15 protein-coding genes are annotated in these 13,889 nt (G+C 68.8%); 3 read left to right on the top strand and 12 right to left on the bottom strand.

The window, feature by feature from the left end:
- Nucleotide 1: 1 nt before the first annotated feature.
- The 5 genes from araA to CXQ96_RS08460 form a co-directional block, all read right to left on the bottom strand.
- Complete coding sequence (gene araA, locus CXQ96_RS08480; protein ID WP_104117611.1) at nt 2–1,516, bottom strand: L-arabinose isomerase; 1,515 nt, start codon at nt 1,514–1,516, stop codon at nt 2–4.
- Nucleotides 1,513–2,226 (bottom strand): L-ribulose-5-phosphate 4-epimerase, encoded by a 714-nt coding sequence (locus CXQ96_RS08475; protein WP_104117610.1) that lies wholly within the window; start codon nt 2,224–2,226, stop codon nt 1,513–1,515. The genes araA and CXQ96_RS08475 overlap by 4 nt, the downstream gene beginning before the upstream one ends.
- The gene (gene araB, locus CXQ96_RS08470; protein ID WP_104117609.1) at nt 2,223–3,974 is read right to left on the bottom strand and encodes a ribulokinase; all 1,752 of its coding nucleotides are present in this window, start codon (nt 3,972–3,974) and stop codon (nt 2,223–2,225) included. The genes CXQ96_RS08475 and araB overlap by 4 nt, the downstream gene beginning before the upstream one ends.
- Nucleotides 3,975–4,213: 239 nt before the next feature.
- On the bottom strand, nt 4,214–5,245 hold the full coding sequence (locus CXQ96_RS08465) for a LacI family DNA-binding transcriptional regulator (protein WP_104117750.1): 1,032 nt from the start codon (nt 5,243–5,245) through the stop codon (nt 4,214–4,216).
- Between the two features lie 94 nt (nt 5,246–5,339).
- Nucleotides 5,340–6,146, bottom strand: coding sequence for a carbon-nitrogen hydrolase family protein (locus tag CXQ96_RS08460; protein WP_104117608.1), 807 nt, complete (start codon nt 6,144–6,146; stop codon nt 5,340–5,342).
- Nucleotides 6,147–6,226: 80 nt separating this feature from the next.
- Here CXQ96_RS08460 and CXQ96_RS08455 point away from each other — a divergent pair, with 80 nt between their 5' ends.
- Nucleotides 6,227–6,733: a DUF427 domain-containing protein gene (locus tag CXQ96_RS08455; protein WP_104117607.1), complete on the top strand. Its 507-nt coding sequence runs from the start codon at nt 6,227–6,229 to the stop codon at nt 6,731–6,733.
- 111 nt (nt 6,734–6,844) lie between these two features.
- Entirely contained in the window at nt 6,845–7,618 is a 774-nt protein-coding gene (locus CXQ96_RS08450) for a SurA N-terminal domain-containing protein (RefSeq protein ID WP_181036403.1), read from the top strand.
- A 101-nt stretch (nt 7,619–7,719) separates the two neighbouring features.
- Here CXQ96_RS08450 and CXQ96_RS08445 read toward each other — a convergent pair whose 3' ends face one another.
- Nucleotides 7,720–9,009 carry an adenylosuccinate synthase gene (locus CXQ96_RS08445; protein ID WP_104117605.1) on the bottom strand — a complete coding sequence of 430 codons (1,290 nt, stop codon included), beginning with the start codon at nt 9,007–9,009 and terminating at the stop codon, nt 7,720–7,722.
- A 212-nt stretch (nt 9,010–9,221) separates the two neighbouring features.
- Between CXQ96_RS08445 and CXQ96_RS08440 the strand changes: the two genes are divergently transcribed.
- Nucleotides 9,222–9,821, top strand: a complete 600-nt coding sequence (locus tag CXQ96_RS08440) for a hypothetical protein (protein ID WP_104117604.1) — start codon at nt 9,222–9,224, stop codon at nt 9,819–9,821.
- Between the two features lie 50 nt (nt 9,822–9,871).
- Here CXQ96_RS08440 and CXQ96_RS08435 read toward each other — a convergent pair whose 3' ends face one another.
- From CXQ96_RS08435 to CXQ96_RS08410, 6 genes are all read right to left on the bottom strand, one after another.
- A complete protein-coding gene (locus tag CXQ96_RS08435; RefSeq protein WP_181036402.1) occupies nt 9,872–10,747 on the bottom strand; it encodes an oxygenase MpaB family protein in 876 nt (291 codons plus the stop codon).
- Nucleotides 10,744–11,010 (bottom strand): helix-turn-helix transcriptional regulator, encoded by a 267-nt coding sequence (locus CXQ96_RS08430; RefSeq protein ID WP_104117602.1) that lies wholly within the window; start codon nt 11,008–11,010, stop codon nt 10,744–10,746. The genes CXQ96_RS08435 and CXQ96_RS08430 overlap by 4 nt, the downstream gene beginning before the upstream one ends.
- The gene (locus CXQ96_RS08425; RefSeq protein WP_104117601.1) at nt 11,010–11,507 is read right to left on the bottom strand and encodes a DUF2975 domain-containing protein; all 498 of its coding nucleotides are present in this window, start codon (nt 11,505–11,507) and stop codon (nt 11,010–11,012) included. The genes CXQ96_RS08430 and CXQ96_RS08425 overlap by 1 nt, the downstream gene beginning before the upstream one ends.
- Nucleotides 11,508–11,654: 147 nt before the next feature.
- Nucleotides 11,655–12,074, bottom strand: a complete 420-nt coding sequence (locus CXQ96_RS08420) for a DUF3151 domain-containing protein (RefSeq protein WP_104117600.1) — start codon at nt 12,072–12,074, stop codon at nt 11,655–11,657.
- A 4-nt stretch (nt 12,075–12,078) separates the two neighbouring features.
- Nucleotides 12,079–13,098, bottom strand: coding sequence for a class II fructose-bisphosphate aldolase (gene fbaA / locus CXQ96_RS08415; RefSeq protein ID WP_104117599.1), 1,020 nt, complete (start codon nt 13,096–13,098; stop codon nt 12,079–12,081).
- A 109-nt stretch (nt 13,099–13,207) separates the two neighbouring features.
- Nucleotides 13,208–13,870 carry a TrmH family RNA methyltransferase gene (locus CXQ96_RS08410; protein ID WP_258058994.1) on the bottom strand — a complete coding sequence of 221 codons (663 nt, stop codon included), beginning with the start codon at nt 13,868–13,870 and terminating at the stop codon, nt 13,208–13,210.
- Nucleotides 13,871–13,889: the final 19 nt, after the last annotated feature.

The following is a 13,889-nucleotide window of genomic DNA, read 5'->3' as shown; positions in this document are numbered from 1 at the left end:
CCTACAGCTTTTGCGCCAGCCGGTAGTAGGCAGCGTTCCAGCGCAGTTCGCGCTGGAATTCCCGCAGCTTCGTGTCGGCGTCGATCCGCAGCAGTTCGACCTCGGCGATATCCGCGAAGTCCTCGAAGACGTCGAGGCCCACCGCGGTGGTGAGGACGGTGTGGTGTGCGGCGCCGGCACTGAGCCATGCCGCTGCGGACGTTTCGAGGCTCGGCTCCGGCTTCCACACTGCGCGCGCGACCGGCAGGTTGGGGAGCGGGGCATCGGGCGGAACGATCTCGACGGCGTTGGCCGTGAGGCGGAACCGATCCCGCATGTCCGACATCGCGACGACGACGCCGGCACCGGCATCCGTGTCGAACACGAGGCGTACGGGGTCTTCCTTGCCGCCGATTCCGAGCGGGTGCACCTCCAGGGAGGGCTTGGACGTGGTCAGGGTCGGGCAGATCTCGAGCATGTGCGCCCCGAGGATCTTCTCCTCCCCCGGCACCAGGTGGTACGTGTAGTCCTCCATGAGGGAGGCACCGCCGGGCAGTCCGGCACCCATGACCTTCGCGGCCCGCACGAGCACGGCCGTCTTCCAGTCGCCCTCCGCGCCGAAGCCGTAGCCGCGGGCCATCAGCCGCTGGACGGCGAGCCCGGGGAGCTGCCGCAGCGCGCCGAGGTCCTCGAAGTTGGTCGTGAAGGCGCCGAAGCCGCCCTCCTCGAGGAAGGACAGCAGCCCCAGCTCCTGGCGGGCGCCGTAGCGCAGCGACTCGTGGCGCTCCCCGCCGCGGCGGAGTTCCGGAACGACGTCGTAGGTCTCCTCGTACTCGGCCACGAGGGCGTCGACGTCGGAGTCGGACTGGGCTTCGACGGCGGCGACGAGGTCGTTGACGCCCCAGGTGTTGATCGAGACGCCGAAGCGCAGCTCCGCCTCCGTCTTGTCACCCTCGGTGACGGCGACGTTGCGCATGTTGTCACCGAAGCGGGCGACCTTGAGCTCGTGCACGGCGGCCCAGCCCGCGGAGGCGCGCTGCCAGGAGGCCACCTTGGCGCACACGTCGGGGCTGGAGACGTGCCCGACGACGGTCTTGCGCGGCACGCCGAGGCGCGACTGGATGTAGCCGAACTCGCGGTCGCCGTGCGCGGCCTGGTTCAGGTTCATGAAGTCGAAGTCGATCTCGCCCCACGGGAGGGCGACGTTGATCTGCGTGTGCAGGTGCAGCAGGGGCTTCCGGAGTGCGTCGAGGCCGGCGATCCACATCTTCGCGGGGCTGAACGTGTGCATCCAGGCGATCACGCCGATCGCGTTGTCCGCGGCATTGACCTCCAGGGCCATCCGGCGGATCGAGGCGGAGTCCTTCAGCGTCGGCTTCCAGACCACTTTCACGGGCAGGCCCGAGTCCGTGAGCATCCGGACGATCTCCTGGGACTGCTCCGCGACCTGCTGCAGGGTTTCCTCGCCGTAGAGGTCCTGGCTGCCGGTGAGGAACCAGACTTCGTAGGTGTCGAGGGTCGTGCTGAGGGGGCTCATACGGAGGCTCCTGGGGTCGAGGGCTGACCGTACACGTTCTGGTAGCGGTCGAAGAGTGAGTCGATGTGCTCGGGCTGGATGCCTGCCGGAGCACCTAGCTGGCGCGAGATGTGGACGGTCCTGGCGACGTCCTCGAGCATGACGGCGGCCTTGACGGCGTCTTTCGCATCCTTGCCGATGGTGAAGGGACCGTGGCTCTTCATGAGCACACCGCGTGAGCGGTGGTTGGTGAGCGTCTCCACGATGCCGCGGCCGATCGAGTCGTCGCCGATGATGGCGAAGGGGCCGACGGGGATCTCCCCGCCGAACTCGTCGGCCATGGCCGTGATGACGCAGGGAATCGGTTCCCCACGCGCGGCCCAGGCGACGGCGTAGGTGGAGTGCGTGTGCACCACACCGCCGACGTCGGGCATGTTGCGGTACACGTAGGCGTGCGCCGCGGTGTCGCTCGACGGCGACCGCTCGGACCCGGGCGTGCCCTCGATGACGTTTCCGTCGAGGTCGCACAGGATCTGGTTCTCCGGCGTCAGCTCGTCGTAACTGACGCCGGAGGGCTTGATGACGAACAGGTTCGCTCCGGGAACCCGCCCGGAGACGTTGCCCCCGGTCCAGACGACGAGTCCGTAGCGCACGAGCTCGGCGTGCAGGGCGGCCACGTCCTGGCGGACGGCCAGGATGGCTGCGTCGATCTCGGGGCCGAACGTGCTCATACCGTCACCGCCTGCTGCAGAGGCTGCCCGGCTTGACCGCTGTGCACCTCGCGAGCAGAGCGACGCAGCGCCTTGAGCCGGTGCATGACGTCATTTGTGCCGCGGCCGAAGTAGTCGTGCAGTTCGGTGTACTCGCGGTAGAGGGCGTCGTATGCCGCAGCCCGCTCGGGGTCGGGGGTGTAGGCCCCGCGGTCGAGACGCCCCATCGCCGCGGCTGCGGCGTGGATGTCCTCGTAGGCCCCGGCAGCGACGGCGGCGTGGATGGCGGACCCGAGGGCCGGTCCCTGCGAACTGCCGATCACCGAGAGGGGCATGTTGAGGACGTCCGCGTAGACCTGCATGAGGAACGGGTTGCGGATGAGCCCGCCTGCGGCGACGAATTCGGTGACGGGGATGCCGGACGCGTTGAACGTCTCGACGATCTTCCGGGTGCCGAACGCCGTCGACTCCAGCAGCGCTCGGTAGACCTCGTGCGGCTTGGTGGCGAGCGTCAGTCCCACGATGGTGCCGGACAACTCGTGGTCAACGAGGACGGAGCGGTTGCCCGAGTGCCAGTCGAGGGCAACGAGACCGTGCGCCCCGACGGGCTCGGCCTGCGCCTGCTCGGTGAGGTACTCGTGCACGCTGAGGCCCTGGGCCGTAGCGGCCTCCTGGATCTCGCCGGGCACCTGGTTGGCGACGAACCACGCGAAGATGTCGCCGACCCCTGATTGCCCGGCCTCGTAGCCGTAGAAGCCCTCCACGATCCCGCCGTCCACGACACCGCACATCCCCGGCACCTCGCTGAGGCGGTCCGAGTTCATGACGTGGCAGGTCGAGGTTCCCATGATGGCGACCATCTGGCCGGGCTCGGTGGCCTGGGCCGCAGGGGCCGTGACGTGGGCGTCGACGTTGCCGACGGCCACCGCGATCCCCACGGGCAGTCCGGTCCAGCCTGCAGCTTCCTCGGACAACGAGCCTGCCTTGGAGGCGAGCGCGCCGATGGTGTGCTCCACCTTCTCGCGCACGAACCCGGCGAAGTCGGGGTTGAGCGCGGCGAGGAATTCCTCGGACGGGTAGGCGCCGTCCTGGTAGATGCCCTTGTACCCGGCGGTGCAGGCGTTGCGTACGTACTCACCCGTGAGCTGCCAGACGATCCAGTCAGCTGCCTCGACCCAGTGGTCCATCAGGTCGTACAGCTCGCGGTCCTCCTCGAGGAGCTGGAGGCCCTTCGCGAACTCCCACTCGCTGGAGATCAGTCCTCCGTAGCGGGGCAGCCACGCCTCGCCCCGCTCCGCAGCGAGCTCGTTGATACGGTTGGCCTGGCCCTGGGCGGCGTGGTGCTTCCAAAGCTTGACGTATGCGTGCGGGCGGTTCTCGTAGCCGGGCACCTCGTTGAGCGGTGTTCCGTCGGCGAGGGTGGGAACCATCGTGCAGGCGGTGAAGTCCGTCGCGATGCCGATGACGTCCTGCGGGTCGATACCGGCTTCCTTCACGGCTGCCGGAACCGCGGTGCGAAGCACGTCGACGTAGTCGGACGGCACCTGCAGAGCCCACTCCGGCGGAAGCCGGTCACCGGAGGCCGCCAGCGTGGAGTCCATGACGGCGTGCGGGTATTCCAGCGTCGAGGCGCCGAGCTCGGCACCGTCGGAGACGCGGACGACGACCGCGCGCCCAGACAGCGTGCCGTAGTCGACGCCGATGACGTAGGTGGGCCTGCTCGCGGCCTCATCGGTCGTGCCGGATGTGCCCGTGGTGGAGTCACTCAAGGGAAGGACCTCTTTGTTCTTCTCGAGACCGCAATGCAGTGCTCTGGTGGATCGAAGCGAGTATGTGACCAGCCATGTGACCGTTCACATTTGAGTACCAGTGTAGGGGCGGTGCGGTGGTGCATGTCAACGGCTGGAAGATAACGACCGTGCGTCGGATCACACGGACGGCGTGTCGGCCCAGAGGACGCGGCGTGTTCCCGACGGCCCGCCGACTCCCGCCCGAGCATGAAGACGGGTCACCCTTCGAATACGGCCGTGGATGCGCGGACGATGAGTTCGGGAACGACGTCTGGGGTCCCACCCGCTACGCCCGCAATTCCTCCCGCTCCGCCGTCGTCGATGAGTCCGAGCAGCCTCCCGACACAGCGCCTGCCGAGCTCCGGGAAGTCCTGGCGCACCGTGGTCAGCGGCGGCCAGTAGTGCGGCGCTTCCGGGACATCGTCGAAGCCGACGACGCTGATGTCCTCCGGCACCCGGCGCCCGGTCTCCCGGAACGCGTGGAGGAGCCCGAGCGCCATCTGGTCGTTCGAGGAGAACACAGCGGTGATCCCCGTGTCACGCGCCATCGTGAGCCCTGCCCGGTAGCCCGACTCCGCCGTCCAGTCCCCCGACATGAGCCCCTCGGGAATGCACCCCCAGGCCTCCATCTCGCCGCGGTACCCCCGGACGCGGGCTTCCGTCTCGAACCACCCCTCCGGACCGGCGACGTGCACGATCCGCCGGTGCCCGAGCTCGAGCAGATGCCGCGTCGCGAGCGCGGCTCCCCCGGACTGGTCGACGGACAGGCGGTGATCGTCCCGTGCCCTCGCCGAATGGACCGTGACGAACGGCAGCGTGATGGACAGCCGTTCGATCTCGCCGAGAGTCTGCGTCTGCGGCGCCAGGATGATGAGACCGTCCACGCCGTGGGCGAGCAGCCGGTCGAGGGCGGAGCGGATCGAGCCGCCCTCGACGTCATCGAGGTGCGCCACGTCGACGGCGTAGCCGGCCTCGCGTGCGGCACTGTCGATGGCCTGGAGGCTGGCCGCCGGTCCGTACTCGAAGCCCTTGCTGACCAGGACGCCGATCGTGGTGGACCGACTCGTGACCAGTGCCCTGGCTGCACGGTTGGGCCGGAAGCTGAGGTCGTTCATCGCGGCCAGCACACGGTCTCGCGTCTCGGCACGCAGGCTCGGGTGACCGTTGAGCACCCGGGACACCGTCTGGTGCGAGACACCGGCCCTTCGCGCTACATCGCGGATGTTGGGGGCCCGGCCCGGCTCCGTCAGCCGCTCCCGTGGTGTAAGCCCAGGTCCGGGCTCGGCCGCACTGGAGGGATCGGATCCGGGCGGCCCGGTGCCGATGGCACGGGCGGACCCTGCGTCAGTGGGAGTCGACAATGGAGTCGTTCCGGGCGAAGCGCCGGTTACGGAGCACGGGCAGGAACTCGCGGACGTCGTCGACCCTGCGACGCGTGACGTCCGTCGTGACGACGCCGCGCTCCTCGTCCTCGAGGTGCACCTGCGGAACTCCCATGGGATCGATGATGGCGGAGTGCCCGATCGTGTGGCCGCTCGAGGTGCCGGCCGCGGCCACCCACAGCGTGTTCTCGATGGCCCGGGCCTTCAGCAGTGTCTCCCAGTGTTCGATTTTGTACTCACCCTTGAACCACGAGGCGGGGACGCAGATGAGGTCCGCTCCGGCGTCGGCGAGAGCGCGCGCCTGCTCCGGGAAACGGATGTCGTAGCACGTCATGAGGCCCACCCGCATATCGCCCAGGTGCGCGACCTTGATCCCGCCGTCGCCCGGTCTGATGCGCTTCGATTCTTGGTAGCTGAAGGCGTCATAGAGATGCAGCTTGCGGTACGTGTCCACGATGCGGCCGGTAGCGTCGATCAGGACCAGCGTGTTGAAGGGCCGGTCCTCGCCGCTCGGCTCGTAGCCGCCGGCGACGACGGCGATGCCGTGCTCGGCGGCGACGAAGGAGAGCTGCTGCACGAACGAGGTCCAGGCGCCCTCGACGACCTGCCGGAGCGAGCCCTCCACCCTGCCGATGGCGAGCATCGATTCCTCGGGGAGGACGACCAGCTCCGAGCCGGCACCTGCGGCTTCTGCAGCGAGCTCCCGGATGACGGCGAGGTTCGCCGCGACGTCCCCACCCGGCCTGAACTGACCAACGCTGACCTTCATGGTGCCACCCTCGTCTATGTGCCCGTCCCTTCCATCCAGCGTACAGACTTCCGCCCAGGACGCCGGAGTACCCTAGCGGCATGAGGAACCCGACGCGACGCGAGCGTGAAATGCCCGGCCTGGGGCAGGAGTCCGTCTGGGATTACCCGAGACCGCCGAGGGCCGAGCGCGTGCAGGCCGTGATCGAGGTGCGGTTCGGGGGCCGGCCGATCGTTCGGACCTCGGACGCAGTCCGCGTGCTCGAGACGAGCCACCCGCCGGTCTACTATCTTCCGATCCCGGACTTCGCCCCTGGGGTCCTGGTCCCGGTCGAGGGCACCACGCACTGCGAGTTCAAGGGCGCGGCGCGCTATTTCGACGTCGTGACCGGAACGGCCCGCAGCCTTCGTGGCGCCTGGACCTACCCCGATCCCGTCCGCGGGTACGAGGACCTGGCGACGCGCGCGGCGGTCTACCCATCACAGATGGACGAGTGCACGGTCGACGGCGAGCGGGTGCAGGCACAGGACGGCGACTTCTACGGCGGGTGGATCACCGCCGCCATCGTAGGGCCGTTCAAGGGCGGCGAGGGAACCAGGGGATGGTAGTCCCGGGAACCGGTGACGGCAGCTCGTGAAGGATACGCACCGTCAGTGGAAGTCCGTGCGGCCGGAGCCGCATGCTGATCATGGAGACGCGGCACGAGAAGGACGGCGATGATGACCACCCGGAGAACAAGCGCAGCCAGGCGACTGCTGGCCACCGCGTTCATCGGCTCGATCCTGGTGCTCGGAGGCTGCAGCGGCTCGGGGGGTGAGCCAGATGGCGGAAGCGCATCTGGCTCGGCATCCGCCTCGGCAACGCCGGGCGAAGCACAGCCCGAACCGGACCTCGAGGGCATCCCCGAGGTCGTCGCGGTCGTCAATGGCACGGAGATCAGCCGGGATCTCTTCGCCGAGACGTACGAGGGCCAGTTCGCGCAGGCCGCCGCCCAGGCACAGGCCGCGGGACAGGAGGTCGATCAGGACCTGCTGAAGACGACCGTCGCGGACAACCTGGTCAGCTCGGAGCTGCTGCGACAGGAGGCTGCGCGGCGCGGCATCACGGCGAGCGCGGAAGGACGGGCAGCCGCGATCGACGAGCTGTTGCAGGCGAGCGGGCTCGCATCGGAGGAGGAGCTCAGGGCCGCTCTCGCCGAACAGGGGATCGACGACGCCGAATTCGACGAGCAGCTGGCGGACCAGGTCGCGCTCGACACGCTCCTGGCGGAGGAAGCCGGCGACACGACGCCGACAGAGCAGGAGGTCCAGGAGGCGTACGACGCCGCGAAGGCGCAGCAGGAGGCGGGGGGCGACACCACAACGCCGATCCCGCCGCTCGAGGACGTCCGCGAACAGATCGTTCAGCAGCTGGCGGGCGGCAAGACCTCCGAGGCCACGCAGGCGCTCATCGTGCGACTGCGCGAGAGCGCCGACATCACCGTCAACCTCTAGCGTCGACCGCCGCGGTCGACCTCCGGTGTCGACCGCACGCGCCGACAGCTAGCGTCAACCGCCGGCGTCGGATCGCAGGCTGCTCCGGGCTCCCCCGCGGTTCAGGCCCCGATCAGGTCGTTGACCACGATGGTCTGGTCGCGGTCCGGGCCGACCCCGATCGCCGAGAACCGGGTGCCGGACATCTTCTCGAGAGCCCGGACGTAGGTCTGCGCGTTCTCGGGCAGGTCCTCGATGGTGCGGGCTCCCGTGATGTCTTCGGTCCAGCCGTCGAAGTACTCGAAGATCGGCTTCGCGTGGTGGAACTCGGTCTGCGTCATGGGCATCTCGTCGTGCCGCACCCCGTCCACGTCGTACGCGACGCAGACCGGGATGCTCTCGATGCCCGTGAGGACGTCGAGCTTGGTGACGAAGTAGTCGGTGAAGCCGTTGACGCGCGAGGCGTGGCGGGCCAGCACGGCGTCGTACCAGCCGCAGCGGCGCGGACGCCCGGTGTTGACGCCGAACTCACCGCCCTTGGTCTGGAGGTACATGCCCATGTCGTCGAACAGCTCGGTGGGGAACGGCCCTGCACCGACGCGCGTGGTGTACGCCTTGATGATGCCGACGGCACGGCTGATCCGGGTGGGACCGATGCCCGATCCGACGGACGCGCCGCCTGCGGTCGGGTTCGACGACGTCACGAACGGGTAGGTGCCGTGGTCCACGTCCAGGAACGTGGCCTGCCCGCCCTCCATGAGGACCACCTTGCCGGCGTCGAGCGCCTCGTTGAGGACGAAGGTGGAGTCGATGACGAGGGGCTTGAGCCGCTCGGCGAAGGACAGGAAGTACTCCACGACCTCCTCGACCTCGACGTTGCGGCGGTTGTACACCTTCACCAGCAGCTCGTTCTTCTGCTTGAGCGAACCCTCGACCTTCTGGCGCAGGATCGACTCGTCGAAGACGTCCTGCACCCGCAGCCCGAGGCGTGCGACCTTGTCCATGTAGGCCGGGCCGATGCCGCGCCCGGTCGTGCCGATGGCACGCTTGCCCAGGAAGCGTTCGGTGACCTTGTCCAGCACCTGGTGGTAGGGCGCCACGAGGTGCGCGTTGGCGGAGACGCGCAGTTTCGAGGTGTCCGCGCCGCGGGCCTCGAGGCCGTCGATCTCCTGGAAGAGCGCCTCGAGGTTGATGACGCAGCCGTTGCCGATGATCGGGATGGCGTTGGGGCTGAGGATCCCGGCGGGAAGGAGCTTGAGCTCGTACTTCTCACCGCCGACGACGACGGTGTGGCCGGCGTTGTTGCCACCGTTCGGCTTCACGACGTAGTCCACGCGCCCGCCCAGCAGGTCAGTGGCCTTGCCCTTACCCTCGTCGCCCCACTGGGCTCCGACAATGACGATTGCTGGCATGGGATCCTCCCCCATTCGGTACGGGCCCTTCACGCGCGACCGCGGAAAGTACGCCGTGCATCAGAACGCCCCAACCGGCCGCACGAGTGCGCGACCACTGGGGCTCTTACCGTCCGAGTTTAGCGGAGGGGTTCCGAGGGCGTCGAAAAAGGTCCGGGCGTGACGGGCGCGGCCCCCCGGTCGCCGCTCGGCGACCGGCGGACAATGGGGCGATGGACCGCTTCGAAGGACACATCGCCGGTATCGGGACCACCTCGGGGACGCGGCTCGTGATCGGCCGCTGGGACTCGTCCCCGTTCGGTGCCTTCACCGACGTCATGGTGGAGGACGGCGCCGGCCGCCGCACCCTGCTCGCTCCGAGGCAGGAGGTGGCGGAGTACGTGGCCGCGACCTACACGTTCGACGACGTCGTGATCGTACCGATCGCCTCGACACTTGCGGACCGGCTGGTCGTGGAGGCCGGGGACCTGCAGGTCTCCGCCTCGATCGGAGGCACCACCCTGCTCGGTCGGCTCCTCGGCGTCGTTCCCGCCCGCCTGGCCACCCACCCGCGGTGGCTCTCGCTGATCAATCCGGTCGCGTCGCTGCTGGTGAAGGGCGTTGCGACGGCCGGTTCGGCGGGGCACGGACGCACCGAGTACTACGGTGTGACCTCCGCCCGCGCCCTCACCGGAGTGACCGCGACCTGGCGCGGATCGGATCTGGGCCCGCTCGCTTCCGTGAGCCCGCCCGTCCGGTTCGGCTTCAGCTCCGCACCACCCCGGCCGCAGCTGGTGTCCGTGACGACGACGATCCGCCGACCGCAGCGCTGAACTCCGCACCGCGATTCGAGTGTCCGCCATGCAGCGACGTCGTTGCGGCGCTATCCCGTCGGGGTGGCGCGGACGCGGCGCCGGGCCACCAGGTAGTGCGGCCAGTAGCGGACTCGCGTCGGCAAGAGCGGCACTGCGAGCTGCGAGGCACAACGGACGACGGCAAAGCACACCCGCTCACGACGGCGCCATCGGAGCCCGTACGCCTCCCGCAGGGCGGGCGGCAGGACCCCCGCGGCCAGCACAGCGGGCAGCCGCCGTGCCGGCCGGACGACGATCGGCGGATCGGGGTCGAGGACCTGCCGCGCGATCACGGCCGCAGCGGGACCGACGTCGAGCGTGGACCTGATCTGCTGGGTGACATAGCCCTCGAGCCCCGCGTAGTCCTCGGGCAGGAGGGCCGCAGGCACGTTGAACAGGTGGGCCATCCGGGTCATGTCGCGGTAGTAGGCGTCCCGCTCCTCCGGCGGCACATGACGGAGGAAGCCCTCCGTGACCTCGACGGCGCTCCAGACCAGGGTGGCGAACACCCAGAGGGAGAGCCCGGGATCGTTCGCCCGATAGGGGGTGCCGGCGGGCAGAGAGCCGACGGGCGCCGGCAGGGTGCCCTGCACCGGACGATGCTTCCGGGCGACGAGGCCCGCTGTGCCCCGGACCTGCGCCTGGTCCCCGAACGAGACGGTGAGCACCGCGTCGAGCGTTCCGCGCAGGCGCTGCAGCGGGTCGGTGGCGAACCCGCTGTGTGCCCGCACCCCTTCTGCTACGAGGGGATGCGCCACCTGTAGCAGGAGAGCCGCCGGACCGCCCGCCAGGATGACCCGCTCGCGCGCGACCCGCCACGCTGCCGAATCCGGCCCGAAGATGCCGGGATCACCGGCGATCCCCGGCGCAGGAGCCGGGGGGAAGAACCGACCGGAACTGCTCACGCGCCGTCCCCCGGGACCGCAGCGGCTGCGGCGCCGCGCTCGGGCCGTCGTTCGTCGTCGTCGTCGACCCATTCGAGCAGGTCCCCGGGCTGGCAGCCGAGTACCCTGCACATCGCCTCCAGCGTGCTGAACCGGACGGCCTTCGCACGCCCGTTCTTGAGCACGGCGACGTTGGCCGGGGTCAGGCCGATGCGGTCCGCGAACTCCCCTACACTCATCTTCCGCCGCGCCAGTTCGACGTCGATGCGCACGATGATGGGCATCAGATCACCTCGTCGAGTTCGGTGCGCAGGGTGCGCGCTTCCGTGTCGCGGTCGACGGCCTGTGCGAGGAGCGCCCTGAGGACCAGCACGATCAGCGCGACTGCCGCGATCGACACGGCCGCGCCTCCGATGAGCAGGACGACCCCGGGGGCAACGGCCTCTCCCGGCGCAAGTGCCACGCCGAGTCCGAAGGTGAGGGCACTGGCGGCGGCGAACGCCCCGATGACGATGTTCACGAGCCGGAAGGCGTCCGTGGAGAAGACGGTGCCATGTCGCACCATCGTCAGCAATCCCCACACGCAGACCATCGCGACCTGGAGGGCGAGGATGGCGAGCACCGTGAGGATGACGAGGGGTGTGCGGATGAGCGCGACGTCGGGGTCCGCCTCCGCGATGTCAATCCCCAGCAGCGGGACCATGACCGACTGGATGACGACGGCACCGACGAACATCATGCAGAGCACGACCCTCAATGCCAGGACGGTGATTCTTCCCATTGGAGCTCCTTTGTGCTGATTGTCAGCACAAAGCTATCGTTAATCGATAAGAAATGCCAGTGTCAGGGTCTGGCTGACACTTCTGACCGGCCCCAGAAGCACTCGGGGCGGGACGGCCGGAGCCGCCCCGCCCTTCGGGATCCTGCGTCAGCCTGCGAGCTGCGCGCTGGCCTCCGGATCGGACTCCCTCAGGAAGACCGCGATGCGCTCGGCCTCCTCGATCTCGCCGATCGACGCGGCGGCACGGCCGAGCGCGTAGAGCGCCCGGAGGAAGCCCCGGTTCGGTTCGTGGGAGTACGGAATGGGACCGGCGCCCCGCCAGCCGCTGCGGCGAAGGGCATCCAGGCCCCGGTGGTACCCGGTGCGCGCATACGCGTAGGACTCGATCGTGCTGCCCTCGGCATACGCCTCGTCCGCGAGGATGGCCCAGACGAGCGACGACGTCGGGTGCTTCGCGGCCAGGTCCACCGCCTCGTCACCCGCGGCGAGGCGCTGGACGACGTCGGGCTCCTCGGGAAGGAGCGTCGGCTCGGGTCCCAGGAGGTTCTTCCGGAATTCGTCGGACATGGTGCTAGAGCTTCTTGCCGGCGGAACCGAGTGACGCGGCGGCCTCGACCACGCGGGCGGAGAGGCCCGCTTCGGCTGATGCGCCCCAGACGCGCGGGTCGTAGGTCTTCTTGTTGCCGACCTCGCCGTCGACCTTCAGGACACCGTCGTAGTTGCGGAACATGTGGTCCACGATGGGACGCGTGAACGCGTACTGCGTGTCCGTGTCGATGTTCATCTTGATGACGCCGTAGGAGACGGCATCCGCGATCTCCTGGTCCGATGAACCCGAGCCGCCATGGAACACGAGGTCGAAAGGCTTGTCCTTGCCGATCTTCTGGCCTACCTGGTCCTGGATCTCCTTGAGGATCTCCGGGCGCAGCTTGACGCCGCCCGGCTTGTAGACGCCGTGCACGTTGCCGAAGGTCAGCGCGGTGATGTAGCGGCCGTGCTCGCCGGCACCGAGGGCGTCGATGGTCGCCAGGGCGTCGTCGACCGTGGTGTAGAGCTTGTCGTTGATGGCGTTCTCCACGCCGTCCTCCTCACCACCGACGGTACCGATCTCGACCTCGAGGATGATCTTCGCGGCAGCCGCGCGGGGCAGGATCTCGCGCGCGATCCGGAGGTTCTCCTCGAGCGTCTCGGCCGAGCCGTCCCACATGTGGGAGTTGAAGATGGGATCCCGGCCGTTCTTCACCGCCTCCTCGGAAGCCGCGAGCAGGGGCAGCACGAAGTCGTCGAGCTTGTCCTTCGGGCAGTGGTCGGTGTGCAGCGCGATGTTGACGTCGTACTTCTTCGCCACTTCCTTCGCGAAGGCCGCGAAGCCGAGCGAGCCGGCAACCATGTCCTTGACGCTCGCGCCGGACCAGTAGGCAGCGCCGCCCGTGGAGACCTGCACGATCCCGTCGGAGCCCGCCTCGGCGAAACCGCGCATCGCTGCGTTGAGGGTCTGCGAGGAGGTCACGTTCACTGCCGGGAATGCGAATCCGCCCGCCTTCGCGCGGTCGATCATCTCGGCGTAAACATCAGGGGTGGCAATAGGCATGCTGAGGACTCCTTAGTGGTGGTGAGTGCTTGCTTCATCCTACCGAGCACACCTGCCGGGCGCAGGGGAAGTCGACGCCGGATGACGGCGGCTTCCGGAAGGCGCGCGCTCAGACGTGCTGGCCGAAAACGTGCCGTCGAACCCAGCCGTGCATGGCGATGGCGGCCGCCGCCGAGGCATTGATGGAGCGCGTGGAGCCGAACTGGGCGATCGAGAGGGTCGCCTGCGCGGCCTCGTGCACCTCCGGGGTGAGGCCGGGGCCCTCCTGCCCGAACACGAAGACGCAGTTCTCGGGTAGATCGTAGGTCTCCAGCGGTACCGAATCCGGGAAGTTGTCAATTCCGATCACGGCCAGCCCCTCCGCCGCGGCCCACGCCGTGAAGTCGGCAACCGTCGGGTGGTGGCGGACATGCTGGTAGCGGTCGGTGACCATGGCGCCGCGCCTGTTCCACCGGCGCCGCCCGATGATGTGGACCTCCTTCGCGAGGAAGGCGTTGGCCGTGCGCACGACCGAGCCGATATTGAGGTCGTGCTGCCAGTTCTCGATCGCCACGTGGAAGCCGTGGCGCCGTTCGTCGAGGTCCGCCACGATGGCCTCGTGCGTCCAGTACCGGTACGCGTCGACGACGTTGCGGGTGTCCCCCGACGCCAGCAGTTCGCGGTCCCAGTGGTCACCCTCGGGCAGGTCGCCCTCCCACGGGCCGACGCCGACGGCCGGACTCCCGGGGTTTCCGTCCGGAGCGGTTACGGTGTCATCGGGAGGCTCCGGCAGGGATTCTTTCACCGTCCCA

The organism is Arthrobacter sp. B1805, assembly GCF_002929745.1.
Taxonomy (GTDB): domain Bacteria; phylum Actinomycetota; class Actinomycetes; order Actinomycetales; family Micrococcaceae; genus Arthrobacter_D.
Note: the sequence above shows the minus strand (reverse complement) of the source record. Positions and strands in the feature narration are given on the sequence as shown.

What these genes read in the sequence shown, in the direction of transcription:
- CXQ96_RS08475 (WP_104117610.1), bottom strand. Translation starts at nt 2,226, where the DNA reads ATGAGCACGTTCGGCCCCGAGATCGACGCAGCCATCCTGGCCGTCCGC.
- CXQ96_RS08450 (WP_181036403.1), top strand. Translation starts at nt 6,845, where the DNA reads ATGACCACCCGGAGAACAAGCGCAGCCAGGCGACTGCTGGCCACCGCG.
- araA (WP_104117611.1), bottom strand. Translation starts at nt 1,516, where the DNA reads ATGAGCCCCCTCAGCACGACCCTCGACACCTACGAAGTCTGGTTCCTC.
- CXQ96_RS08430 (WP_104117602.1), bottom strand. Translation starts at nt 11,010, where the DNA reads ATGCCCATCATCGTGCGCATCGACGTCGAACTGGCGCGGCGGAAGATG.
- CXQ96_RS08425 (WP_104117601.1), bottom strand. Translation starts at nt 11,507, where the DNA reads ATGGGAAGAATCACCGTCCTGGCATTGAGGGTCGTGCTCTGCATGATG.
- CXQ96_RS08455 (WP_104117607.1), top strand. Translation starts at nt 6,227, where the DNA reads ATGAGGAACCCGACGCGACGCGAGCGTGAAATGCCCGGCCTGGGGCAG.
- CXQ96_RS08440 (WP_104117604.1), top strand. Translation starts at nt 9,222, where the DNA reads ATGGACCGCTTCGAAGGACACATCGCCGGTATCGGGACCACCTCGGGG.
- CXQ96_RS08460 (WP_104117608.1), bottom strand. Translation starts at nt 6,146, where the DNA reads ATGAAGGTCAGCGTTGGTCAGTTCAGGCCGGGTGGGGACGTCGCGGCG.
- CXQ96_RS08445 (WP_104117605.1), bottom strand. Translation starts at nt 9,009, where the DNA reads ATGCCAGCAATCGTCATTGTCGGAGCCCAGTGGGGCGACGAGGGTAAG.
- CXQ96_RS08420 (WP_104117600.1), bottom strand. Translation starts at nt 12,074, where the DNA reads ATGTCCGACGAATTCCGGAAGAACCTCCTGGGACCCGAGCCGACGCTC.
- fbaA (WP_104117599.1), bottom strand. Translation starts at nt 13,098, where the DNA reads ATGCCTATTGCCACCCCTGATGTTTACGCCGAGATGATCGACCGCGCG.